At 69.9% G+C, this 24,370-nt stretch carries 18 protein-coding genes and 1 pseudogene; 4 read left to right on the top strand and 15 right to left on the bottom strand.

Features of this window, described 5'->3' with window-relative positions; translation table 11 throughout:
• Nucleotides 1-43: 43 nt before the first annotated feature.
• From A9O63_RS18360 to A9O63_RS18340, 5 genes are all read right to left on the bottom strand, one after another.
• Nucleotides 44-1,252, bottom strand: coding sequence for a glycosyltransferase family 4 protein (locus tag A9O63_RS18360; protein ID WP_069333213.1), 1,209 nt, complete (start codon nucleotides 1,250-1,252; stop codon nucleotides 44-46).
• Nucleotides 1,253-1,303: 51 nt separating this feature from the next.
• Complete coding sequence (locus tag A9O63_RS18355; protein WP_069333212.1) at nucleotides 1,304-2,365, bottom strand: NAD-dependent epimerase/dehydratase family protein; 1,062 nt, start codon at nucleotides 2,363-2,365, stop codon at nucleotides 1,304-1,306.
• Nucleotides 2,362-3,177 (bottom strand): WecB/TagA/CpsF family glycosyltransferase, encoded by an 816-nt coding sequence (locus tag A9O63_RS18350; protein ID WP_235837004.1) that lies wholly within the window; start codon nucleotides 3,175-3,177, stop codon nucleotides 2,362-2,364. Before A9O63_RS18350 ends, A9O63_RS18355 begins: the two co-directional genes overlap by 4 nt.
• A gap of 231 nt (nucleotides 3,178-3,408) precedes the next feature.
• On the bottom strand, nucleotides 3,409-4,188 hold the full coding sequence (locus tag A9O63_RS18345; protein ID WP_069333210.1) for an FkbM family methyltransferase: 780 nt from the start codon (nucleotides 4,186-4,188) through the stop codon (nucleotides 3,409-3,411).
• The gene (locus tag A9O63_RS18340) at nucleotides 4,185-5,438 is read right to left on the bottom strand and encodes an O-antigen ligase family protein (protein ID WP_069333209.1); all 1,254 of its coding nucleotides are present in this window, start codon (nucleotides 5,436-5,438) and stop codon (nucleotides 4,185-4,187) included. Before A9O63_RS18340 ends, A9O63_RS18345 begins: the two co-directional genes overlap by 4 nt.
• A 329-nt stretch (nucleotides 5,439-5,767) precedes the next feature.
• Here A9O63_RS18340 and A9O63_RS18335 point away from each other — a divergent pair, with 329 nt between their 5' ends.
• From A9O63_RS18335 to A9O63_RS18320, 4 genes are read left to right on the top strand one after another with little or no spacing between them, the layout of a single operon-like run.
• Nucleotides 5,768-7,099, top strand: a complete 1,332-nt coding sequence (locus A9O63_RS18335; protein ID WP_235837003.1) for a polysaccharide biosynthesis/export family protein — start codon at nucleotides 5,768-5,770, stop codon at nucleotides 7,097-7,099.
• Nucleotides 7,096-8,301, top strand: a complete 1,206-nt coding sequence (locus A9O63_RS18330) for a glycosyltransferase family 4 protein (protein WP_235837002.1) — start codon at nucleotides 7,096-7,098, stop codon at nucleotides 8,299-8,301. The genes A9O63_RS18335 and A9O63_RS18330 overlap by 4 nt, the downstream gene beginning before the upstream one ends.
• Nucleotides 8,291-9,406, top strand: a complete 1,116-nt coding sequence (locus A9O63_RS18325) for a glycosyltransferase family 4 protein (RefSeq protein WP_069333207.1) — start codon at nucleotides 8,291-8,293, stop codon at nucleotides 9,404-9,406. The genes A9O63_RS18330 and A9O63_RS18325 overlap by 11 nt, the downstream gene beginning before the upstream one ends.
• Nucleotides 9,407-9,426: 20 nt before the next feature.
• Nucleotides 9,427-11,613, top strand: coding sequence for a GumC family protein (locus tag A9O63_RS18320; RefSeq protein WP_069333206.1), 2,187 nt, complete (start codon nucleotides 9,427-9,429; stop codon nucleotides 11,611-11,613).
• Between the two features lie 752 nt (nucleotides 11,614-12,365).
• On the opposite strand, the gene A9O63_RS18315 is transcribed toward A9O63_RS18320, so the two are convergent.
• The 10 genes and pseudogenes from A9O63_RS18315 to A9O63_RS18270 all read right to left on the bottom strand — a co-directional run.
• Complete coding sequence (locus tag A9O63_RS18315; protein ID WP_069333205.1) at nucleotides 12,366-13,559, bottom strand: DegT/DnrJ/EryC1/StrS family aminotransferase; 1,194 nt, start codon at nucleotides 13,557-13,559, stop codon at nucleotides 12,366-12,368.
• Nucleotides 13,556-14,551, bottom strand: a complete 996-nt coding sequence (locus A9O63_RS18310; protein WP_069333204.1) for an NAD-dependent epimerase/dehydratase family protein — start codon at nucleotides 14,549-14,551, stop codon at nucleotides 13,556-13,558. The genes A9O63_RS18315 and A9O63_RS18310 overlap by 4 nt, the downstream gene beginning before the upstream one ends.
• Entirely contained in the window at nucleotides 14,548-15,678 is a 1,131-nt protein-coding gene (locus tag A9O63_RS18305) for a DegT/DnrJ/EryC1/StrS family aminotransferase (RefSeq protein WP_069333203.1), read from the bottom strand. Before A9O63_RS18305 ends, A9O63_RS18310 begins: the two co-directional genes overlap by 4 nt.
• Nucleotides 15,675-16,694: a Gfo/Idh/MocA family protein gene (locus tag A9O63_RS18300; protein WP_069333202.1), complete on the bottom strand. Its 1,020-nt coding sequence runs from the start codon at nucleotides 16,692-16,694 to the stop codon at nucleotides 15,675-15,677. Before A9O63_RS18300 ends, A9O63_RS18305 begins: the two co-directional genes overlap by 4 nt.
• On the bottom strand, nucleotides 16,691-17,215 hold the full coding sequence (locus tag A9O63_RS18295) for an acyltransferase (RefSeq protein ID WP_069333201.1): 525 nt from the start codon (nucleotides 17,213-17,215) through the stop codon (nucleotides 16,691-16,693). Before A9O63_RS18295 ends, A9O63_RS18300 begins: the two co-directional genes overlap by 4 nt.
• 329 nt (nucleotides 17,216-17,544) lie before the next feature.
• A complete protein-coding gene (locus tag A9O63_RS18290) occupies nucleotides 17,545-20,745 on the bottom strand; it encodes a cadherin-like domain-containing protein (protein ID WP_069333200.1) in 3,201 nt (1,066 codons plus the stop codon).
• Nucleotides 20,746-20,954: 209 nt separating this feature from the next.
• The gene (locus tag A9O63_RS18285) at nucleotides 20,955-21,221 is read right to left on the bottom strand and encodes a hypothetical protein (RefSeq protein ID WP_069333199.1); all 267 of its coding nucleotides are present in this window, start codon (nucleotides 21,219-21,221) and stop codon (nucleotides 20,955-20,957) included.
• A gap of 360 nt (nucleotides 21,222-21,581) precedes the next feature.
• Complete coding sequence (locus tag A9O63_RS18280) at nucleotides 21,582-23,054, bottom strand: oligosaccharide flippase family protein (protein WP_069333198.1); 1,473 nt, start codon at nucleotides 23,052-23,054, stop codon at nucleotides 21,582-21,584.
• A complete protein-coding gene (locus A9O63_RS18275; protein ID WP_069333197.1) occupies nucleotides 23,051-24,055 on the bottom strand; it encodes a glycosyltransferase family 8 protein in 1,005 nt (334 codons plus the stop codon). Before A9O63_RS18275 ends, A9O63_RS18280 begins: the two co-directional genes overlap by 4 nt.
• A 47-nt stretch (nucleotides 24,056-24,102) precedes the next feature.
• Nucleotides 24,103-24,370, bottom strand: a pseudogene (locus A9O63_RS18270) (glycosyltransferase family protein); the annotation flags it as partial.

Raw genomic sequence — 24,370 nt, 5'->3', positions numbered from 1 at the left:
TCGCCCGCCATCCCCCGCCGGCACCGGGCGCGCACCGACCCCATCAGGCCCGGAACCGCTCGTAGAGGATCTCGAGCCGCCGCCGCGCCGTGTCGGGGTGGAACCGCGTCTGCGCCGCCGCCAGCGCGCCCGCGCTGAGCCGCTCATAGTCGCGGCGCCCCTCCCAGGCCCGGCCCAATGTCTCGACCAGCCCTTCCGCCAGACGCCCCGCCTGAGCGCGATAGGCCTCGAGATAGCCCGCCTCGGCCTGCCGGTAGAGCCAAGACCACTTGCCGATTCCGTCGTTCTCGAACGGCAGGAGGAACCCGTTCTCGCCCGGCACGATCAGCTCGGGCAGGACGCAGGTGTCGCTGGCGATGACCGGCGTGGCGCCGGCGAAGGCCTCGAGGGTCACGAAGCCGAACGTGTCGTGGAAGGTCGGGAAGATCAGATAGTCCGCCGCATCCATCAGCCGGTGGACCTCGGCGCTCGGCAGGGACCGGTGCCAGATCACGCCCTCCTGGTCCAGACGGGCATGGCAATCGGCGACATAGGCCGCATCCGGCGGACCGATATAATCGCGCGGCGACCATTGCAGCGCCGAGACGACCGTGGTCTCGACAGGCACGCCCTGCGCCCGCAGCCTCGCATGGGCCTCCATCAGCGCGGGGCCGCCCTTGCGCATGAAGTCGCGCCCGACGAAGAGCAACCGCAGCCGGTCGGAGTGCGGCTTCGGCCGGTCGCGGCGCGGGGGCGTCACCGGATAGAGGCGCTCGGTCTTGGCCAGAAGCTCGGGCAGGCGCGGGTTCGCGCGGTGCTGCCAGCGGAACTGCCGCAGCGCATAGTCCGAGGTGGCGACAAGCCCGCGGCACCGGTCGCCGAGCAGGATCCGCGTCAGCGCCCGCTCGACCCAGGGAATGCGCCGGTCGTCCGGCGTGCGGGGCATGTAATCCTCGAAGGTGAGGATGAAGGGCCGCCGGGTCAGCAGGGGCACCGCGTTCCAGGCGTGGATCGCATCGAAGCCGGGCTCGGGCGTCAGGGCGAAGGAATCCGCGAAGGCGAAGTAGCGGTTGAGCGGGGTCATCGCCCGCTCGACGAAGCGCGCGTTCCGCTGGCCGAGCGCGATGGTGAAATAGACATGGTAGCTGTGCCCGGTGCGGATCCGCAGGGGCGGGGCCGCAACCGGACGGGCCGAGGACGGCACGGGACGCTCCGCCCGCGGCGGCTCGGAGAAGGCCGCACGGGCGGCGGTCGGGGACAGAAGGTCGGACATCCGGGTCTCCCTCGAGGTCGCGGAGCGCCCGCCCGCGGCGGGCGCCCCGGATCAGGCGGCGCTGCTGCGGTCCTTGAAGCTCACCTGCGCGAATTCCTCGAAGATGTCGTCGATCGAGGTGCCGAGCTGCCAGTCGGGATAGTCGGCGCGGAACCGGGCAAGGTCGGTGTAATAGACGATGTGATCGCCGATCCGATTCTCTTCGCTCAGGCTCCAGCTCAGCTTCCGGCCCGAGAGCTGCTCGATCCGGTCGATGGATTCGAGGATCGAGATGCTGTTCGCCTTGCCGCCGCCGAGGTTGTAGACCGCACCCGGACGCGGATTGGCCAGGAAGGCGTCGAAGGCGCCGATCACGTCGCGGCTGTGGATCTGGTCGCGGACCTGTTTCCCCTTGTAGCCGAAGATCGTGTAGTGCCGGCCCTGCGCGGCCGCCTTGAAGATATAGGACAGGTAGCCGTGGAGTTGCGCGCCCGAATGGCCCGCGCCGGTCAGGCAGCCGCCGCGGAAACAGACGGTGTTCATGCCGAAGTAGCGGCCATATTCCTGCACCATCACGTCGGCCGCGACCTTGCTCGCGCCGAACAGCGAATGCTTGCACTGGTCGATCGAGAAATCTTCGGCGATGCCCGCGGCATGGCGCGGGTCGGCGAAGTCGTAGCGGCTCTCCAGCTCCACCAGCTCCAGCATGTTGGGCCCGTCGCCATAGACCTTGTTGGTGCTGGTGAAGATGAAGGGCGCCTCGGGCGTGTGCTGCCGCGCGGCCTCGAGCAGGTTCAGCGTGCCGAGCGCATTCACCTCGAAATCGTCGAAGGGGATCTTTGCCGCGAGATCGTGGCTCGGCTGGGCCGCACAATGGACGATGGCCTCGGGGCGGAACTCTTCGAAGAGCCGCGCCACCGCCGCCCGGTCGCGGATGTCGATGGCCGCGTGACGATAGCGGCTGCAGCTCTGCTCGAGCCGCTGGCGCTGCCACGACGTGTCGCCGTCCGGCCCGAAGAAGGAGCGGCGCATGTTGTTGTCGACGCCCACCACCTCGTGGCCGAGCGCATCGTAATGACGGGCGGCTTCCGAGCCGATCAGGCCCGCGCTGCCGGTGACCAAGATCCGTTTCAAGTCCTGTCCTCCGAAATCCGGCGCGTGCCCAGAATCTGCCTGGCCAGCGCCAGGAGGAACACGCTGTTGGTATAGGCATATCTGCGGAAGAGGCGGCGCGGCTCCTGCGAGAGCCGGAACAGCCATTCGAGCGAAAGATCCTGCATCCAGCGCGGCGCCTGCCGCTTGTTGCCTGCGTGGAAGTCGAAGGCGGCGCCGACGCAGATCTGGGGCAGGCCGATCAGGTCGCGGTTCTCCCAGGCGAACAGCTCCTGCCGCGGGCAGCCGAGGCCGATGAAGACCAGCCGCGCGCCGCTCGCGCGGATGCGGGCGGCCAGCGCGCGCCGCTCCTGCGCCTCGAGCGGGCGGAAGACCGAAGGTTCGCGCCCCGCCACGACAAGGCCGGGAAAGCGCGCCTGAAGGGCCGCGGCGAGCTTCTCGACGACCGCTTCCGTCGAGCCGTAGAGATAGATCGGCAGCCCCTCGCGCGCGGCCTGCGCGCAGAGCCGCAGCATCAGCGTCGGGCCATAGACCCGGTCGCGCAGCCGCCGCTTCTGCAACAGGTTCAGCGCGTGGCGCACAGGCTGCCCGTCGGGCGTCACCACATCGAAACCCGCGATGGCGCGGCCCATGTCGGGGCGCGTGCAGGCCTCGACCACGCCATGCACCGCCAGCGCGGTGACGAGGAAGGGCACCGCGGCGCGGGCGGCCGTGAGCGTGGCCGCCACGACCTCGTCATAGTCGGTGACCGAGACAGGCACCCCGATCACCGGATGCCGGCAGGGGGCGGTCAGCCGCACCCCCTCCCATCCCGGAGGGGGTGCCTGCGCCAAGGTCGGGTCCGCAAGGGAAACCTCGGAAATCATGCCTCACCAATCCTTCTGTGGGCCTGCGGGCCAGGCCGCCGGCTCGAAATGCACCGCCATTATTCCTGTCCGGCCGCGCCGGCGCAGCCTGACCTTCCTGTGCGCCGCGCCCTCCGATCGGCCGAGCGCGGGCCGTGCCCGGAGCAGCGGATTGACCCTTCGGACAGGTCTCGCCCCCACCCCTCCGGCCAAAGCATGTCAGCGCCCGGCCCGGCGGCCGCGGCAGCGCCGGAGCACCGTCTCGGCACGGCTCGCATGAAGGAACACGAGGTTGTTCTGGCCGGCTGCCTCCACCGCCTCGGGGGTCGTGGGACGCAGCCCCTCGGGGCCGAGGAGATAGGCTGCGTAGCCCAGCTCCCGCAGCCGCGCGCAGAGGCTCGCCACCGCCTGCGGCCGGTGCCGCTCCTCCGCCTCGATCAGGAGGTTCGGCCGGTCGCGCGCCAGAAGCTCCCGCGCGCCCTCGATCACCGACAGCTCGTGGCCCTCGACGTCGATCTTGATCATCCCGACCGCCGGCAGCCGGTAGTCGTCGAGCCTGCGGCAGGGCACCCGGATCTCGTCGCAGTCGAAGCCCGCCAGCCGGTTCGCGGGCTCGATGGTCGCGCGCCCGTCCTCCATGCGCGCGCGGGGCACCCGCAGCCGCACCTCGCCCGCCGCGTCCGACAGCGCCACCTGTTCCACCCGGACAGGCGCCCCCAGCGCCTGCCGCAGGAACCGGACATGCCGCGGCTGCGGCTCGAAGGCCATCACCCCCGCCGAGGCCCGCGCCATGTGAAAGGAATAGACCCCGTTGTTGGCCCCCACATCGAGCGACCATCGCGCCGGATCGCAGAGGCCGGGCACCAGATGCAGCTCGGGCTCGCCCCGCAGCCACGAGCGCCAGGCCCGCTGCGCGAGACGGAAGGAAGAGGGCACCAGATCCTTCCAGGACCGCGGTGCGGCCGGGGCAGGACCGGCCTCGTGCAGGTCGAACGTCATGTCGGCGTCTCCCGTCTAGAGAACATGAGGGCCGCCGTGACGAACAGGATGAAGAGGAAGTTGTTCTGCTGCAGGAGCAGGCTCTCGGTCATGTTCATCACGAGGAAGACGGCCACGAGGACATTGAGCACGAGCCAGGGCTCGGAAGGCTCGCGCGGCAGAAGGGCCGCGCCCTGCCGGAGGGCGCGCACGATCACGACGAGGAGGAGGGCCAGCCCCACGAGCCCGAGGCTCAGCAGCGTGTCGCGGTAGCCGTTGTGGGCGTGCGGCGCCATCCAGACCAGCTTGGTCCAGATCACCCAGGCCTCGCCGCTGCCCTCGCTCCAGAAGGCCTGATAGCCGTAGCCCAGCACGGGCCGGCGCAGAATGGCCTGATCCACCAGATCCCACAGCGGCACGCGCCCGGTCAGGGTGGCGTCCTTGCCCATGCCTTCCAGCAGCGCGGGCACGAAGGAGTTCACGCTGGCCGCAAACAGGACCGTCGACTGCAGCACGAGCAGGGTGAGAAAGCTGCGCCCGAGCGGGCGCGCCCGGCTCAGGAGCGCATAGAAGACCGTGAAGGCCACCGCCAGCGCCGCGGTGACGAGCGCCGTGCCCGACTGCGAGAGCAGCAGGCAGACCAGCGCCGCGACGAAGACCGCGATCGCGAAGGGCCGCAGCCCGAGCGTGCGGTCGGCGCCCAGCGCGGCCGACAGCAGCAGCCCGAAGGCCGCATACCAGCCCAGCACGTTCTTGTGGACGAAGACCCCGCGCAGCTCGGGGCCATGCGGCATGAAAGCGAGGCCCGGCAGCGCCACGATGGCAAGGAGGCTGAGGATCAGGGTCGCCGCGATCACCAGCGTCGAGAGCACGAGGAACTGCCGCGGCGTGAAGCGGATGGCAAGGACGTAGCACATCAGGATCGAGAAGAAGATGGCGACGGCCCGGCGCAGGGTGATCGAGGGACCGATCGACCAGAAGGCCGAGAGGAACGGAAGGACGAGGAACAGGGCCATCGGCAGGTTCTGCCGGACCAGCGCGAGGAACGGGACGTGGTAGCGCGCGAGGATGACGAGGGTGACCGCATAGCCCGGCAGCGCCATGGCCCGCAGGATCATCCGCGGGCCCGATCCGAGACCGCCGTCCGACTCGAGCAGGAGGACCGACACCGCGCCGGTCTGGATCATCAGCGCGAGAAGCACCGCCACGATCTCGAGCGTGCGCCACTCGACCTGCAGCCCGAGCGGTTTGCCCAGAGCGGCGCCGGTCATGCCGCGGCCCGCCCGGTGGACCGGTCCCGTCCCTCGCTCCTGCCCGACGAAGAACGCATCGGCGACCCCGGACCCCCTGATGAAAAGCCATCCGTCTCTATGGGACCGTGATCGCACCCCCGGGGCGGGCTTGGGAACCTGACGCATCGTCGTCGCGACCCATGCAAAGAGACAGAGGCCTTCCGCCGTTCGACATCGCGATACGGCGAAGGGCTGAGCCCTCCTCCCCGGGCTGAGCCGATTGGATGGCTTCGGTTTCGAGGCTGTCCGTCCGATCATCGCGACAGGAAGTGATTTCACGAACGGTTTTTGATTCAGGGAGTATTCGGTTGAGCGCACAGACAATTTTGTCAGCGACGTGCCTGCTGGCCGATTCTGCGAAGCCGCGCGGAGGGCGGAGGGCCGCCGCCTCCGGCAGGACCGGCTTCCCGGGCTGGCGCGCGGCCGCGGCGACCCTCGCCCTGCTTCTCGCCTGCACCTTCGGGCCCCGCGATGCCGGCGCCGAGGCGGATCCGCCGCTTCTCGCCCAGAGCGGCGACGTGCTGGCGGTCTCGGTTCTCGAGGATACGACGCTCGACCGCGAGGCGCGGGTGGATGCCTCGGGCCGGATCATGCTGCCGCGCCTCGGCAGCATTGCGGTCGCGGGCCTCGATCTCGATCAGGTGCGCGAGGCGGTGGAAGGCGCGCTCAGGGCGCAGGACATCATTCTCGAGCCGACCGTGATCGTCGAATTCGCGGCCTACCGGCGCATCTATGTCGATGGCGTCGTGGCGGCCCCCGGAGCGGTCGCCTACGAGCCCGGCCTGACGGTGCGCAAGGCGGTGGCTCTGGCCGGGGGCCTCGCGCGCTCGGAAGAGACGAACGGCGTTCCGCCCGAGGAACTGATGAAGCTCAATGCCCAATGGCGCGCGAGCTCTTTCGCCATGCTCGAGGTGCAGAGCCGGATCGGGCGGCTCAAGGCCGAGCTCGACGGCAGGCGCGACGTCCCGGCAGAGACCGCGGCCGATCCGGCCGTGCCGCCCGCCTCGGCCAACGAGATCCAGAGCCTCGACCGGGGGCTTCTCGCGGGCAGCCTCGATCTGCACGACAAGGAGCAGGTCCACATGAAGGATCTGCTGGGCCTCACCGACTTCCTGCTCGGCGTGCTTCAGGAGCAGGCCAGGTATCTGGAGCGGGAACGGACGCTGCAGCAGAAGGAGGTGAGTTCGGCCCGCGCTCTGGCCGAGAAGGGCGCCATGCCGCTCACCCGGCTCAGTGCGCTGGAACGCGAGGAGGCCCGGCTGGGCCGGGACATCCTCGAACTCAAGGCCTACATCGCCCGGTCGCAGCAGGACAAGGAGACGCTGGCCTACGAACTGGCGGCCACCGACCGGAAGCGGAAGGTCAAGCTCGAGAGCGACCTGCGCGACGCGGTGATCGAACGCACCAAGCTCGAGCAGGAGGCCGAACTTCTGACGTCGCAGATCCTCGCCAAGGGCATCTCGCTGACCGACGCGAACCGGCTGGAAGAGGTCGAGCCGGTGCTGCGCATCCACCGCGACACGGACGGACGCGAGGAGACGGTGGTGGCCGAGATGAGCACCCCGCTCCGGCCGGGCGACGTGCTGGAGGTGAGCTACCGCACCCTTGTGGACACGAAGACGGCGGAGCTCGGCCAATGATGGACACCGGCCCCGATCCCCGGTCCACGGACCCCGCCTTCGCCGCGGCGCGAAGGTCCGGCCCGATGCGGCGGCCCGGCCCTGCCATGCTGCTCGTGACGGAGCTCGAGGATTACACGATCTCCTATGCCAACGGCCTTGCCGCGCATCATCCGGTGATGCTCTGCGTGCCCGAGCGCCAGTACGGCCGCCTCGCCCAGTGGGTCGCGCCCGAGGTGGATCTGCGCCTCCTCGACTGGCCGCGTCACCGCAGCCTCGGAAACCTCGGGCTTCTCGCCACGCTCTCGCGGCTCCTGTGGCGCGAGCGTCCGTCCCTCGTCCATCTGCTGTCGAACAACACGCTCTGGCTCAATCTGGCGGCGCCGCTCTGGCGCCGCGTGCCGCTCGTCACCACCGTCCACGACGTGCAGATCCATCCCGGCGACCGCGAGACGGCCGTCTTGCCGCCCTGGTCCACCTCGCTGATGGCGCGGCAGTCGGACCATCTCTTCGTTCATGGCGAGGCGCTGAAATCCGCCGCGATGGCGCGCTTCGGCAAGCCCGCCAGTCGGGTCCATGCGATCTCGCATCCCGCCATCCCGCGCTATGCCGCACTGGCCCGTCGCGCGGGCCTGACCCCGCCCGAGGGGCGCAGGCCCTTCACCGTGCTGCTCTTCGGCCGGATCTATGCCTACAAGGGCTTCGGCACGCTGGTGCGCGCCGAGGCGCTGCTGCGCGACCGGCTGCCCGACCTGCGGGTGATCGTGGCCGGACGCGGAGACGATCCGCAGAGCCTCGCCTCCGAGATGGGCCGGCCCGCCTGCTACGACATCCGCAACCGCTTCATCGAGGACGAGGAGGTGGCCCGGCTCTTTCTCGAGGCGGATGTGGTGGCGCTGCCCTATTCCGAGGCCTCGCAGAGCGGCGTGCTGCATGTGGCGGGCACCTTCGGCAAGCCGGTGGTGGCAACCGACGTGGGCGAACTCGGCCGCACCGTGCGCGGACGCGGCCTCGGGCTGGTGGTGCCGCCCGACGATCCGCACGCCTTCGCCGATGCGCTGGAGCGCCTCGCGCGGCAGCCCGGGATGCGCGCCTTCCTGAGCCAACAGGCCCGCGCCTTCGCCGAGGGCGACAACCGGCCCGAGGCCGTCGGCGCCCGTGCCGCGGCGCTCTACCGCCAGATCGCCCGGAGCCCCGCGGAGAGGCACGCCGATGCAGGGTGATCCGGTCATCGCCCGCCACTACGGGCCGGGCGGGCGCGAGCATGGCGGCGGCATCGGCCGACTGATCGGCTATGTGGTCGATGAGGCGGCGCGGCGCGGCGAGCGGCATCTCGTCACCGACACCCGCGGAGAGCGCCTCTCTCCCCGTTCCGCCCTGCGGTTCGCGGGCGCGATGGGACGCATGGCGCTCGACCGGCTGACGGCGCCCGACCGGATCGCCCATATCCACATGGCCGGACGCGGCAGCACGGTGCGCAAGATCCTGCTCTGCGGCTGGGCGCGGACCCTCGGGTGCCGCCATGTGCTGCATCTGCACGATTACCATTATGCCGCCGACTACGAGGCGCGGCCTGGCTGGCAGCGGAGTCTGGTGCGCGCCATGTTCGCCGGCGCCGACGCGGCGGTGGTGCTGGGCGACCCGGACCGGCGCCTCGCGGTGCACCGGCTGCAGGCCGATCCCCACCGCGTCGTGGTCCTGCACAATGCGGTGCCCGATCCGGGAGAGCGGTCCGCCCCGCCGCCGGGGCCGCCCTGCATCCTCTTTCTCGGCCGCTTGAGCGAGCGCAAGGGCGTGCCCGAGCTGCTGCAGGCGCTGGCCCGGCCGGGCATGGCCTCGCTTTCCTGGCGCGCGGTGCTGGCGGGCGACGGCCCGGTCGAGGACTACCGGCGTCAGGCCGAGACCCTCGGTCTCGCCGACCGGATCGAGATGCCGGGCTGGCTCGACCGCCCGTCCACCGAGGCCCTGTGCCGGCAGGCCGATATCCTCGTGCTGCCCTCGCACGCCGAAGGCATGTCGATGGCGGTGCTGGAAGGCATGGCCCACGGTCTCGCCGTCGTGACCACGCCCGTCGGCTCGCATCCCGAGGTGCTGCGCGACGGCGACAGCGGGCTCTTCGTGCCGCCCGGCGACGTGCAGGCGCTGGCCGAGGCGCTCGACCGGCTTCTCGGCGCGCCCGACCTGCGCCGCGCCCTCGGCGCGCGCGCCCGGGCGAGGTTCCTATCTGATTTCAGCATGGCGGCCTACGGGCGGCAGCTCGATCGTCTGTATGCGGCGATCGGAGCCGAGCGCGCTCCCGGCTCCGCAGGGGAAGGACAACGACCGTGAGTCAGGCTCAGAAAGTCGCGTTGGCGCTTCGCTCGCAGCCGACGCCGATCCCGCTGCCGGTGCCCGCGCCGGCCCAGGAGGAATGGCTCGACGTTCAGGCGCTGTTCCGCATCATCCGCCGCAGGCTGCCGGTGGCGGCCTTGGTCTTCGTGGGGCTGATGGCCCTCCTGACAGGGCCGATCCTCGACATGAAGCGCAACTTCACCGCGCAGGCGCGGGTGCTGATGCGCGATCCGCCGAGCGCGGGCCTCGGGGCGGTCGACGGGCCCGACCAGAAGCCGCTGAACCTCAGCACCGAGATCGAGCGGTTCGTCTCGCGCGACATCAGCGCACAGGTCATCCGCGAGGTCGGCCTCGACAAGCTGCCGGAATTCAACGCCGCCCTGCGCGAGCCTTCGCTGTCGGGCAAGGCGATCAGCGCCGTGCGGAGCTGGTTCAACGCCGATCCGCCCGCGCGCGCCACCCGGCGCGACGACCTGCGGCTCGTCATCCCGGCCTATATGGCGCGGCTCACCGTCTTCCAGAAGGGCAACTCCGACGTGGTCAACATCGGCTTCAGCTCGGAGGATGCGTCGATCGCGGCGGCGGTGCCCAACGCGGTCATCCGCACCTACCTGCAGGCGCGCGAGCGCCAGCATCAGGGCGAGCTCGAGGCGAACCTGCGGTGGCTCGCGGTGCGGATCGAAGAGCAGAGCAACCGGCTCAACGCGGCGCTCGAGGCGGTGGCGACCCGGCGGAACCAGCCCGACCTCTCCTCGCCGAGCGCCCTCGGCATCGACACCGCCATCGCGAGCCTCAGCGAGCGGCGCATCGCCATCCGCCACGACATCGGAGCGGCCGAGCGCAGCCTCGAGGATCTGAAGGCCGATGGCGTTCTGGTCGGTCCGTCCGGCGACAGCGGGCCCGAGGCCAAGCCGCAGCTCGGCATCCAGCTCGAGACGGCGCGGGCGGAGCTGGAGCGGCTCCAGACCCAGTTCGGCGAGAACCATTCGAAGGTCCGCGACGTCCGCGAGCGGATTGCCGAGATCGAGAGCCAGATGCGCTTCGAGGTCTCGTCCGAGATCCTGGCCCTCACACGGCGCATCTCCTCGCTGAAGGCGGAGGAGGCCGCGAACCTCGAGGAGCTCGAGAAGGCGCGCGACACGCTCGCCCGGCAGAAGGAGGCGCAGGCCGAGCTCGCCCGTCTCGAGAACGAGGCGAGCCAGGAACAGCTTGCGCTGGCGGCGGCGCTGCAGCAGCAGCGGCTCCTCCTCTCCAATTCGCGGCAGAACGTGACGGAGGTTTCGGTGCTGACGCCCGCCTCGGTGCCGCTGAACGCGGACGGGCGCGGCAAGGCCTTCTACCTCGTGGCCGCCATGATCGGCAGCGCCATCGCGGCGGTGACGGCCGTCTTCGCGCTCGAGATCCTCGACACCAAGGTCCGCAGCGCCGAGCATCTGCGTCGCATCCGCCGCGTGGTGCCGACGGGGATCGTGCCGCAACTGCCCCGCACCCGCGGCGCGCCGACCGGTCCGCTCGGATGGTGGCAGCCCGAAGGCGTGTTCGCCGATGCGGTCCGCGCGGTGGTCATCAGCCTCGGTCACGCCCGGCGGCAGCATCTGGGCAACATCCTCGTGAGTTCCGCCCTGCCGGGCGAGGGCAAGACCACCGTCGCCGCCGCTCTCGCGGCCGAGATGGCGGCCTCGGGCCAGAAGGTCCTGCTGGTGGATGCGGATCTGCGGCAGGGCAACATGCACCGGCTCTTCGGGCAGGAGCCGGGGTTCGGGCTCTCGGATTACCTCCGGGGCGCGCAGTCGCTGGCCGAGGTGATCCGCCACGAGGTGGCCCCGGGCATCGACCTCGTGCCCTGCGGCAGCCAGCTCGGCGCGGCCCGCCTCGACCGGCAGAAGATGATGGCGCTGCTTCAGATGGCCCGCGACGCCGGCCAGATCGTGATCCTCGACACGCCGCCCGCGCTCGCCACCGCCGATACGGCGAGCCTGGCCGATCTGGTCGAGACGGCGCTCCTTGTCGTCGAATGGGGCCGGACGGATCCCGATGCGGTCGAGGCGGCGGTCCAGCGGCTGACGCTCGGACGCGAGGGCGATGTCTTCGCGGTCATCAACCGGGTGAACCTGAAACGGCAGGCCCTCTATGGCTTCCGCGACGGCGGCCCGCTCGCCCGGACCCTGAGCAGCTTCCACCGCGGCGCAGGCCGGGCGCGCTGAAGCCACCGGCAGCCCCTGCCGCTCCCACGGGCGGCAGAGGCCCGAGCCCGTTCCGGCCGACCTGTCGACCGACTGCATGGGGGCCGCAGGTCCGAGGCCGCCCTCTCAGGCTCCAGCGCGAGACCTTGCCATGGCAGCCCCATGGTCCAACGGGACTGTCGGCGCTGCCTCCGCCTCTGCCCCCTGGCAGCACTGATCCCTTTCCTACCTGCGATGGAACGCCGGCGGCACGGGTGGGACGTGCCCGTCCGGCTGTGCGTCGTGTGCGGGAGAGGCCGGACCGCCATCGACCCCAGGGCGCGGGCAAGACGCAAGTGGACGGCCCTGACGGATCAGGAGTCGAACGGCTTGCGGCGCACGGATGGGAGGGCGGCCGTGGCCACGCGCCACATCCTGCCGGCAGACGTGCCCCAACGCGCCGGCGGGAGAGAGGGCCGGGCCGCGCCTGGGCAGCATCCCCGAGATGTCGTGCGTCACCTGCTGGACTTCGCGGGCATCTGGCTCAGGGACCGGTCGGTGAAAACCCCACCTTCCCTCAGACCGTCGAGATCGCGCCCGGCAGAGCCGGTGAGAAGGCGCTTCATCCTGCGAGGGCCGGGCGAGCCTGCGGGAACGGGACGCCACGGCAGCCACCCGCGGACGGCGCGGTGCGCGCTCCCACATGAGCAGAGCCCGCAGGCCACCGGGGCCGCGGGCCGTGAAAGGTCGGAACTGAGAGAAAAGAAGCCGCGCCCCGGAGGGCGCGGCCAGGGTCAGGCAGCCGTATCGGTTTCCAGCGACCGGGTCTCGTTCGACCGGACGCGGCGGGGGGTGTCGAGCGCGGCCCGCAGGGCGGCGATCACCCGATCCTGCTCCTCCTCGGTCATCTGCGCATAGAGCGGCAGGAGGATGCAGCGGTCGCGCGCCGCCTCGGACCGGATCAGCGGATGCGGGCGCGGCACATCGGCCTGCGCCGCCTCCTGATGCATGTTCATGATGCCGCGCCGCGTGGCCACGCCCGCATCGAGCATCGCCTGCATCACCGGAACCTGCTCGACCCCCTCGCCCAGACGGATGCAGTAGCTCTGCCAGTTCGAGCGCGCCCACTCCGGCTCGTGCGGCGGGGTCACGCCCTCGATCCCGGCCAAAGCGGCATCGTAGCGCCGTGCGAGCTCCCTCCGCCGCGCCACGATCCCGGGCAGCCGCGTCAGCTGCACCCGGCCGATGGCCGCCTGCATGTCGGTCATCCGGTAATTGTAGCCGCGGACGGGGTAATCCTCGAAGATCACGGTCGCGCTCGCATGACGGGCGCGGTCCGAGACCGACATGCCATGCTGGCGCCAGAGGCGGAACCGGGCGTCGTGCTCGGCGCTGTTCGTGGTCAGCATCCCGCCCTCGCCGGTCGTGATGACCTTGCGCGGATGGAAGGAGAAGCAGACCACGTCGCCCATCGGCCGCCCGATGCGCTGCCAGACCTCGCCCACCCGGATCTCCGAGCCGATGCCGCAGGCCGCATCCTCGACCACCGCCACGCCGGCCGCACGGGCGATCCTGAGGATCGCCTCCATGTCGCAGGGCATCCCGATCTGGTGGACGCAGAGGATGGCGCGCGTGCGCGGGGTCAGCGCCGCGGCCACCGACACCGGGTCGATATTGTAGCCGCCCGCCTCGATATCGACGAAGACCGGCACCCCGCCGCACTGGCGGATCGCATTGGCGCCCGCGATGAAGGAATGGCTGACCGTCACCACCTCGTCGCCCGGCCCCACCCCCACCGCGAGCAGCGCCAGATGCAGCGCCGTCGTGCAGTTCGAGACGGCGCAGGCATGATCCGCGCCGACGAAGGCCGCGAATTCCGCCTCGAAGGCCGCCACCTGCGGCCCCTGCGACACCCAGCCCGACAGGACAGCCGCCCGCGCGGCCTCGCCCTCTTCCTCGCCGACCAGCGGCTTTGCGATCGGGATCATTCGGCGGCCTCATGCACCGGAGCGGTCTCGCCGCGCCACCAGGCGATCAGGTCGCGCAGCCCGCGCTCGGGCGGGATGGCGGCGGTGAAGCCCAGCTGCTCGGCCGCGGCCGAGACCGAGGCGAGCCGCCGCGGCACCGGATTGACCGACCGTTCAGGCGCATGTTCCGGCACGAGATCCGGCCGCCCCATCCCCTCGCCCAGAAGCCGGGCGAGCTGCAGGAGCGAGGTCTCGGTGCCGCTGCCGATGTTGAAGACCGTGTCGGTCGCCGCCGCCTTCGCCGCAAGGATGTTGGCCCGCGCCACGTCGCGCACGTCGATCATGTCCATCGTCTGCAGCCCGTCGCCGAACACGATGGGCGCCTCGCCCCGCGCCAGACGCTCCATCCAGCGCACCATCACCTCGGTGTAGCGCCCGTGCAGGTCCATCCGCGGCCCGTAGACGTTGAAATAGCGCAGCGCGACGTAGTTCAGCCCGTACATGTCGTTGAAGGACCGCAGGAGCCCCTCGCCGAAGCTCTTGGCCGCGCCATAGAGGGTGCGGTTGTCGTAGGGCGGATCGCTCTCGGGCGTCGGGAAATGCGGCGCGAGGCCGTAGATCGAGGCCGAGGAGGCCATGACCACCTTGCCCACCTTGTGGCGCACGCAGTCCTGCAGCAGGTCGTAGGTCGCCTGCACCATGACCGACATGGCCTCGTCCGGCTCGGCCGCGCAATGGGTGATGCGCAGCGCCGCCTGATGGAACACGATGTCGCGGCCCTCGACGAGGCTCTCCATCAGCGCCCGGTCGCGGATGTCGCCGGTCACGAGCCTGAGGCGCGGATCGCCCAGCGCCCCGGCAAGATTCTCGGGCCGGCCGCGCACCATGTTGTCGATCACGGCCACCTCGGCGCAGCCCTCGCGCAGCAGCAGGTCGACGATATGCGACCCCACGAAGCCGCTGCCGCCCGTCACGAGGATGCGTTTTCCGGCGAGGCTGGAACTCTCGGTCACAGCGCGAACTCCTTGGCTTCGGGCGCCGCTTCGGGCGCAACATGGGCATTCACCGCCTCGATCACGCGGCCGATCTCCTCGTCGGTCATCTCGGGGAAGATCGGCAGCGAGAGGGTGCGCGTGGCATAGCGTTCCGCAATCGGGAAGCTTCCCGCCCCGTAGCCGAGATCGGCATAGGCGGGCTGGAGATGGACCGGCACCGGATAATGGATGCCACAGCCCACGCCCGCCGCCGCGAGCGCCGCCATCAGGCCCGGGCGATCCGCGGTCTCGAGCGCATAGACATGGCAGACGTGATCCGCGCCGAAAGGCCCCGCCGCCCGCACAAGCCCGTCCGCCAGACCGGCCTCGTAGGCATTCGCCACCCGCCGCCGCGCCGCGTTCCAGCCGTCGAGATGGGGCAGCTTCACACCCAGCACCGCGCCCTGGATCGCATCCATGCGGAAGTTGAAGCCCTTCATCGTATGGACATAGCGCTCGCTCTGACCCCAGTCGCGCAGCTGGCGCACCCGGGCCGCGAGGTCGGGATCGTTCGTCGCCACCGCGCCGCCCTCGCCCGCCGCCCCGAGGTTCTTGCCCGGATAGAAGCTGAAGCAGCCGATGTCGCCGAAGGCGCCCGCCCGCAGCCCGCCGCGCTCGGCGCCATGGGCCTGGGCCGCATCCTCGACCACGCGCAGCCCATGGGCGCGCGCCACCGCGAGGATCCCCTCCATGTCCGCCAGCCGGCCGTGGAAATGGACCGGCATGATCGCCTTGGTGCGGGGCGTGATCGCGGCCTCGATCCGGGCCGGATCCATCGTCAGCGTCCGGGGATCGACATCGACCAGCACCGGACGTGCCCCGGCATAGAGGATCGCCGCCACCGTCGCCACGAAGGTGGTGGGCACGGTGATGACCTCATCCCCGGGGCCGATGCCCAGCGCGAGCAGCGCCAGATGCAGCGCCGAGGTGCCGGTGTTCACCGCAATCGCCTCGCGGGTTCCGCAGTAGCGCGCGAAGGCCTCCTCGAAGGCCTCGACAGGGCGGCCCAGCACATAGCCGCCGCTGCGCAGGACGGCACAGACGCGCTCCTCGATCTCGGGGCCGAGGACGGCATATTGCCGCTTGAGGTCGAGCAACGGGATCATGACGCCACCTTCAGTCCGACGAGATCAACGGGATGGCCGCGCATCTCGGTCGAGCGCGAGGCCGCAGCCAGCATTTCCACGACGCGCTGTCCGTTGCGGCCGTCGGTGAGCGGCACGGCGCCGGTTTCGATGCAGCGCAGGAACTCCTGCGCCATGCCGAGCAGCGCTTCCTTGCTGGACAGGGCGGGCGCATACATGTCGCCCAGCCGGTAGGACACGAGATGCTCGTAGGTGCCGGGCTTCCGGCTCGCGCCGCGGTCGTAGATCTTGACCTTCTCGCTGGTCTGCATGTCGTCGTAGATCACCATCTTGCGGCTGCCGCCGATCAGCGTCTGGCGGATCTTCACCGGGGCGAGCCAGTTGACGTTCAGATGGGCCATGGCGCCGCACTCGTAATAGACGGTGAGGTGGGCCATGTTCTCGGGGCTGTTCGAGACGAAGCTCGCGGCGCTGGCCGAGATCGCCACCGGGCGCGAGGGGATCAGATGGTCCATGATCGCGAAATCATGCACCGCGAGGTCCCAGATCACGTTCACGTCGCTCTGGAACAGCCCGAGGTTCACCCGGGTCGAGTCGTAATAGTAGATATCCCCCAGCTCGCCGCGGCCCACGAGATCCGAGATCGTCTGCACCGCGCCTGTATAGATGAAGGTATGATCGACCATCAGCGTGAGGCCGCGGCGCGCGGCCTCCTCGACCAGCCGCGCGGCCTTGACCGGGCAGTCGGTCAGCGGCTTCTCGACAAGCACATGCTTGCCCGCCCGCAGCGCCGCCATCGCGAGCTCGTAGTGGGTATGGACCGGCGTCGCGATCATCACCGCATCGACCTTCGGATCCTGGATCATCTCGAGAAGGTCGCCCGTCAGCCGCGCCGACGGATGGCGCAGCGCCGCCCGCCCGCGGGCGGCCTCCGACATGTCGGCCACCATCTCGACCCGGGCCGCGCCCGTGTCGGCCACCGCCCGCGCGAGGTTGGGGCCCCAATATCCGTAACCCGCAATTCCGATTCCGATCATCTCGACCTCGCAAGAGTGGCAATGGTTGTTTCCGCGGCCCCGGCGGCCTTCCGGTCGCGCACGTCGCCGATGACGCGGGCGGGCACGCCCACGACGATGGCATGGTCCGGCACGTCCCGCGTCACGACCGCCCCGGCACCCACGAGGGCGCCCGCGCCGATGGTGACGCCGCCGAGGATGGTGGCGTTCGAGCCGAGCGAGGCGCCGCGGCGCACGAGGACGGGCGCGCAGCTCCAGTCGTCGCCCGACTTCAGGCTGCCGTCGGGATTGGTGCTCTCGGGGAAGATGTCGTTGGTAAACATGACGCCGTGGCCCACGAAAACCTCGTCCTCGAGGGTCACGCCCTCGCACAGGAAGCTGTGCGACGAGATCTTGCAGCGGGCACCCACCGTGCAGCCGCTCTGGATCTCGACGAAGGGACCTATCCGGGTCTCGGACCCGATGCGGCACCCGTAGAGATTGACAAGGTCGGGCTGGAAGACCTTGGCGTCGGGGGCAATGTCACAATTCCTGATCGGCAAAGATCACTCCTCCGAACGACGGGCTGGAGCCAGATTGAAAAGCCATGGGCGAATGAACTGGGTTCAGTGTATCCGTTCGGGCTTGCCGGAGAACCCGGCCAATCGGCCATCGCCCTTCATCACAAACGACAGAGGGGAGAGGCGTGCGCCTTCCCCTTTCGGCGGAATTGCAAATTGTCGGAAAGAGATCCGGAGGGCGGCGTCCAGCCGCAGGCGGGGCGCCTCGGTCTGCCCCGTCGCGGGCAGGGTCGTCGGGGCGGCGCGCGGCCGCCCCGTCGCGGGCAGGGTTGTCGGGGCGGCGCGCAGCCGCCCCGACGGAGATCTGCGGATCAGGCGATCAGCAGGTCGTTGGCCTCGTGCCCGAGGATCTGGCCGATCTGGAGGCCGAGATAGCCCACGTCCTCGGCCACATGCCGGGTCTCTGCGTCGCGCGAGGTTTCCTCGGCGATCAGGATCGTGGCCAGGTCGTCCGAGAGGTCGGTGACGCCGACCGTTGCGCTGTCCGTCCCGTTGCGGGTCTGCATGTCGGTGAGGAACACGAACTCCTCGCCCGCGAAGGCTGCGCCCAGATCCAGCGCATGCGGCTGGTGCGTCACGCCGGTGCCGGTCGTGCCGGCGAGGGGCGTGCCTTCGCCCGCCGCGCCGCGGTCGACGGCGATCCAGGCCACCGACTCGTTCACGATGGCGCCCGCCCGGGCCTCCTGCTGCTCCAGCCGGAGGCCGAAGCCTTCGGCGCCCACCTTCTCGATCCGGTCATTGACCGCAAAAGCGTTCCGGTCGCCCGTCACCTGCGCGAAGACGACGGGCGCCTTCTTGAAGCTGTGGTCGCCGAAGTCGATCCGGCCCGCCGCGCCCGAAGCCGAGCCGCTGCCCGCGGCGATGGTCCGGCCGTCGGCCAGCTGGTGCACGCCGCTCTCGACCGCCATCCAGCCCAGCGTCTCGACGCCGTGGCGACCGTCCTGATGGTCCCACTCGTCGATCTGATACTGGAAGCCCTTGTCGGTCACATTGCGGACGCGCACCGTGAAGGCCTCGTCGCCGCCCGACATGGCGCTCATGACGACGGAGGGAGAGTCGAGCGCTTCGGCGAAGCGGACGCTGTGCCAGCCGTCGGCCGTCGCCTGATCCACCTTCACCACCCCGGATTCGCCGATCACCGAATTCGCGGATTCGAGGAACTGCGGCGCCGTGCTGCCTGCCGCTCCGCCCGACTTCGGCGTCGTGCCGCCCTCGATCGGATCCACCACCACGTCGATCCAGTAGTTGTTCCCGTGGTAGCTCGACGTGGGCAGGGTGCTCTTGTCGGCGTAGGAGAAGACGCCCGCGTTCGCCCCGACCGAGATCGGGCCCGCATCCTTGGCCTTGGTGAAATAGTAGTCGCTGTAGGAGTAGCGCCCGGTCGAGGTGAAGTAGGAGGCGACGTAGGTCTGCCCCGCCTGAAGCTGGACCGGCGTATCGAAGGCGATCTCCTGCCATCCGGTGCCGGTCAGCCCGTCCACCGACTGCGTCGCCACGACCTTGCCGTCGGCCGTCCGCAGCGTGACGGATTCGATGCCATTGTAGCGCGAGCCCACATAGATGCGCATGGCCTCCATCTCGGAGGGCACATCCGCCACGAACTTCATCCCGAGCTCGACGGCGTGGTAGTCCCGGAACGAGGCCACCTTCGGTTGGGCGGCGCCGTTCCAGAAGCTGTAGGTGGTGGGATCCTCCGCCACCGGCGCCGCAGCCACGTCGATGGCCACATTGGCCCGGTCGGTGCCGCCCTTGCCGTCGGAGACATCGTAGGTGAAGCTCGCCGCCCCCTTGTAGCCGGCTTCCGGAGTGAAGGTCACCGTGCCGTCCGTGTTGAGCTTGACGGTGCCGTGGCTGGCCGAACCGACCCCGGTGACCGTCAGTCTGTCGCCATTGGCATCGACGTCGTTCTTCAGCAGGTCCGCCAGCTTGATCGAGACCGGCTTGCCGGTGACGGTGCTGAAGCCTGCATCGTTCCGGGCATCGGGCGCGGTGTTCGTGGGCGTGACGACCGGCGGAGCCTTGATGTCGAGCGTGACCAGAGCCGCGTCGCTGCCGCCCTTGCCGTCGGAGACGGTGTAGGAGAAGGTTGCCGCCCCCTTGTAGCCGGCCTCGGGCGTGAAGGTCACCGTGCCGTTGGTGTTGAGCTTGACCGTGCCGTGCGTGGCCGAGCCCACCGACGCGATCGAGAGGCTGTCGCCGTTGGCGTCCGTGTCGTTCGACAGAAGCCGCGAGGTGGCGATGGACAGCGCGACCCCCGAGGTGGTCGAGAGGCCGGTGTCGTCATTGGCCACCGGAGCGGCGTTGGGCTGCGGTTGCGGGCCCGAGCCGGATCCGGATCCCCATTCGAAGGCCCCGAGGTCGACCACGCCCTGAACACGCCCGTCGCCGTCGAGATCCGTGGTCGCGAGACCGTATTTGGTCGTGCCCGCATCCACCGCCTTCGACCCGGAGGTCAGGGTGAAATCGCCTGCCCCGGGATTGGCGAAGCCGGGGTTGACGCCCAAGAGGTTGCCGTTGGCCGCCGTCGGCGCGGGATTGTTGCCGCCCTCGAGCTTGAGCGAGGCATCGCCCGCGCGCCCGTTATAGGTCAGGTTGTTGGCCCAGACGACGCCCTTGTTCGCCCCGTAGAAGCCGATGGCCGTGTTGTTCGAATTGACGGAAGGATCCGCCACCGCGATGTTGTTCACCCAGATCGTGTTGTTCGAATCCTGGTTGCTCAGCTCGCCGCGCCAGGTGCCGTCGTTCGCATTGTCCTGGTTGTTGTGATAGGCCGTGTTGTTGCGGACCGTGACATTGTCGCTCCAGTGGACGGCGATGCCCTTGCCGCCGTTGTCATAGACGAGGTTGTTCTCGACCAGCGTCGGATAGGTGTAGTTCGGATGGCCGGTGGTCTGGCCGTTCTGGAAGTCGTCGATGATGATGCCGTTGCCGTCGGTATGCGCGCCGCCCGAGGTCACGTTGTCGTAGGACACGTTGTTGCGGATGATGGTGCGGTAGCCTTCGGTCGTGGTGTCGCCCGAGATGTTCCGGTTCTCGTAGACGGAGATGCCCGAGAACCACCCGCTCTTGGCATTGTCGTAGGTGGTGTTGCCCTCGATCTTCAGGAACTCGGACCAGTTGAACTGGATGCCGGATTCGCCGCTGCCGTGGACCGTGTTGTTGCGGACGGTGATATGGTGGACATCGTTGCCCTCGATCCCGTCGCCCGGCGCGCCGCCGATGTCGAACCCGTCGATGGTGACATAGCTGTCCCAGACATAGATGCCGTTCCAGGCGCCCGCCGGCGGGCGGATGAGGGCGCCGCCCTCGACCTCGGAGCGGAGCGTCACATCGCCGGCCGCCGAGCCGCCGTGGGCGATCGTGACGGACTCGCGGTAGGTCCCCGCGCGCACGACCACCTCATCCCCGGGGCGAAGGTCCTGGCTCATTGCGAAGTTGATGCTGGCCCAAGGCGACCCCGAGCTGCCGTTGCCGTTGTTGTTGCCGTTCGTCGCGACGTAGTACGTCGTCATCAGTCTCTCCTGTGGTGGAGGGCACATCGCCGTAGCCGCACATTTCTTGCGGCTCATGCTTGCGACGGCTGAGTTAAGGATGGATTTAGTCGCTTCTTGATTGTGTCTCGAAGTCAAACCAAGCCCGGTCCCGCAAGCGGGATGTCCCGCGGGTCAGGCAGGGCTCGGGTTGGACGGACGAGAAGGGCCTTGCGCGCGCCGCGGTCAGGTCACGGCAGGGCCACGCAGGGGCTCAACCGGAGGATGGACAGGAAGACCGCGAGGATCGCTGCAAGAAGCGCCCGCAGATGCGCGAGGATCTTCACCACATGATGTCCGCAGACGCAGGATGCGGCGAAGATCCGGTCGCTCGGGGTTTCGGTGCGCAGATGTCGGGTGAGCCGCGCCTCGGCCGTCCATGGCCTGCGCCTCTCCGCCTCTCCGGGCTGCGGCGGAACGGGACCGGCCCGTCCGCTTGCGCGAATGCCATGCTTCATGCGACGAACCCAACCTGCAAGGCTTCATGCCCCCCTGACAGACACGCAACGACATGGGCTCGCACAGAGCTCCATGCCGGACCGGCGCCCCCGTCCCGCTGCAGGAGCGACCCGCGTTCCGCCGGCCGCAGAGCATCACGGTGAGAGCTTCCGATCCCGGCGACGCATGTAGCCTGCGCCTCTTTGCAGGGCCAGACCGTGACGGTCGCAGGCGCGGAACCCTGCCGGAGCCGGCCGCCGATTGGGCAGTCTTTTGCTCAGATCCGTGGCAAATGGCGCGCCGGAGGCCCTGCTGCGACAGGTTCTCACGCCGAGGAGGCGCGGTTGCCGGCTGTCAACCGGGGCGGGAAGCAGCCTCGCTCAGGTCTCGCTCCTGCTGATTCTTGTCCGCGAGAGGAAGCGGGACGCCATGCGCGCCACCGCGAGGAGCTCGTCCCGCGCGGGATGGTGGCCCGCCAGAAGGGCGATCAGCCCGCCCGCCACGCCTCCCGCCAGGGCCAGCGCCGCCTCGCCCCACTGGAGGTCGAGGCTGTTCGGCGACAGGAGCACGACGCAGGCCGGCACGGCGGCGGTGGCGGCCGCGACCCCGAGGCTCGGCCGCAGGCTCAGGAAGATCTCGCCCCAGCCGAGGCCGATCGCGCGCCGCACGAAGACCAGCGAGACGAACATCATCAGGGGCGCGGTGACGAAGATGCTGCAGGCCACCGCCGTCAGCCCGAACTGCGCCGAGCCGATGGTGATGGCGGCGGCGGGCGGCAGGCTGATGAGGCTCGAGGTCAGCGTGTCGCGGATGCGCCCGGTGGCCACGAGGACGGGAAAGGTCAGGAAGGCCGGGGCGAGCACCATGTTGCCCAGCGCGACGATGCGCACCAGCGGCGCGGCCTCGGTCCATTGCGCGCCGAGGAGGAGCCGCACCACCGGATCGGCCAGCAGCGCGAGCAGGATCAGCGCAGGCCACTGAACCGAGGACATGAGCGTGAGGCCCCGCAGATAGGCGGGCTTCAGGTCGCGCTCGGCGCGCACCTCGGCGGCCATGGCGGGCAGCACCACCGGATGCAGCGCCGAGGCGATCACCCGGTCGGGCAGCTGGCACACGGTCTGCGCCCGACCGTAGAGGCCGACGGCGGCGAAGCCCAGGATCTTGCCGAAGGCGAGGCGCGGCAGCATCTCGTAGGCCATGTTGAGCAGCGTCACCGCCGAGCAGGTCATGCCGAAGGCCAGCACCCGGCGCGAGCCTGCGAGGGTCGGCCGGTAGATCCAGGGCTCGGGCCGCAGGGCGAAGGCCAGCACCGCCACCGTGACGCTGGTCGCCACATAGCCCCAGACATAGCTCGCGGGCCCCACGCCCGCGAAGCCGAGCCCGATGGTGACGAGGAAGCCCACGAAGCCCGCCGTCACATTGAGCCCGGCGAGGGTCGGGAAGGCGAGGTCGCGCTGCAGGAGCGCGAGGATCGGCGCGCCGAAGGGAATTGCCGCGAAGGCCAGCGCCGCCAGCCGCAGCAGATGCGCGATCTCTCCATTGTCGTAGAAGGCAGCGAGAAGCTCGGCCGACAGCCAGATCGCGAGACCGATCCCGTAGGAGATCACGAGCGTGACGGTGAAGCCCGCCCGCACCGCCTGCCGGTCCAGCTCGCGCTCCTGCACGATATAGATCCCGACCCCGAAGGCGCGGAAATTGTCCGCGAGCAGGATCAGGCTGTTGGCTATGAGATAGAGGCCGGTCTCCGCCGGCGTCAGGATCCGCGACATGATCGCGAGCGTCACGAGGCTCAGGATCTGCGACGCATATTTGTCGGCGGCCGAGAAGAGAATGCCCCTGCGGATGCGGCTCATCGATTCATCAGCCTCCGTGCGGCGCTCGGCCAGCCCCGCCCACGATCGGCCTGCGCGAGAAGGATCTTGCGCAGGCGCAGGACCGCGCCCCGCACAAGATAGAGGTCGAGGCCGATGCGCAGCAGCCTGCGCGCCAGATCATATTCCCAGGCCTGCGCGGCGGTCAGCCCCTCGGGGACGGCGCGGCTCCAGGGCGTGCGCGCGCGGAACCGGAAATAGAGCTCTCTCCGCCGCGTCCAGACCCGGAAGTTCCACGGCTTCTCCGCCGTCGAGAAATGCAGGATTGCCGGATCGCGCCGGGCCGCGACCGTGGCCTGCCGATCCTCCGGCAGGGCCCGCTTCGCCCAGGGGCTCAGCAGCAACACCTGCAGGTTCCACCGCCGGTCGAGAAGATGGATATCCTCCGCCAGCACCGCATTGAGCGCGTCCTGATCGTGGCGCAGCAGCAGCGAGCCGTGCCGCGCGACATAGTCGAACAGCTTCTGCGACAGCCCGTCCCGGCGCCACCGGCCGAGGTCCATCAGCAGAACGCCGGAATTGACGTAAGCCCGGTCGAGCGGGATGCCGAGGGTGCGGAAGCGCGCCCCCTGGGCTGCATCCTTCCATCCGAGATCGGGCGCCGCCGCAACGGCCTTGCCTTCGAGATCCAGCCGCAGGAGCTGCGCCACATCGTCGAGCACGATCAGGTCGCAGTCGAGGTAGAGGACCCTCTCCACCGCCTTTGGCAGGACCTCGGGGGCGAGGAAGCGCAGATAGGCCGCGGCGCTCAGGTGCCGGTCGACGAAGAGCCCCTCGAGCCGGGCCGCCGGCACCCGGTGGATCGAGATCCCGACATGGGCAAAGGGCGCGAGGGCGGCCCGGAAGCACGCCTCCTCCTCGGGGCAGGTGTCGCAGGTCAGAAGATGCACCTGCAACGGCCCGCGGGTCGCGCTTGCGGCCGACACGGCCGCCACCGCGGCATGCTGGAAGAACGGCCGGTCGGCGCAGAAGAGCAGATGCATCGTTTCCGGCGCCGCCGGACATCCTTCGCGCGAGGTGCCGGTCGCCCTCATCCCTTGCCCGCCTGCAATCCGGCCCGCGCGCTGGCCAGCTCGCGCCGCGCCCGCCGCCTGCGCCACAGGCCCTGCAACCGCGCGCCGAGGGCCGAGGCCTTCACCCGCCGCACCGTCTTCAACCGCACATGGCGCAGATAGAGGAAGTGGCTGTCGGCGGGCACGTTGGGCCGCAGGGCCGCAAGACCCGGCAGCCGCAGGAGCCCGTCCGCCAGCGCCAGCGCCAGATCCGGCTGCCGCGGCCATTCGAGGCCCGCGCGTCCC

The sequence above is a fragment of the Cereibacter johrii genome, from assembly GCF_001720585.1.
GTDB classification, from domain to species: Bacteria; Pseudomonadota; Alphaproteobacteria; order Rhodobacterales; family Rhodobacteraceae; genus Cereibacter_A; species Cereibacter_A johrii.
Note: the sequence above shows the minus strand (reverse complement) of the source record. Positions and strands in the feature narration are given on the sequence as shown.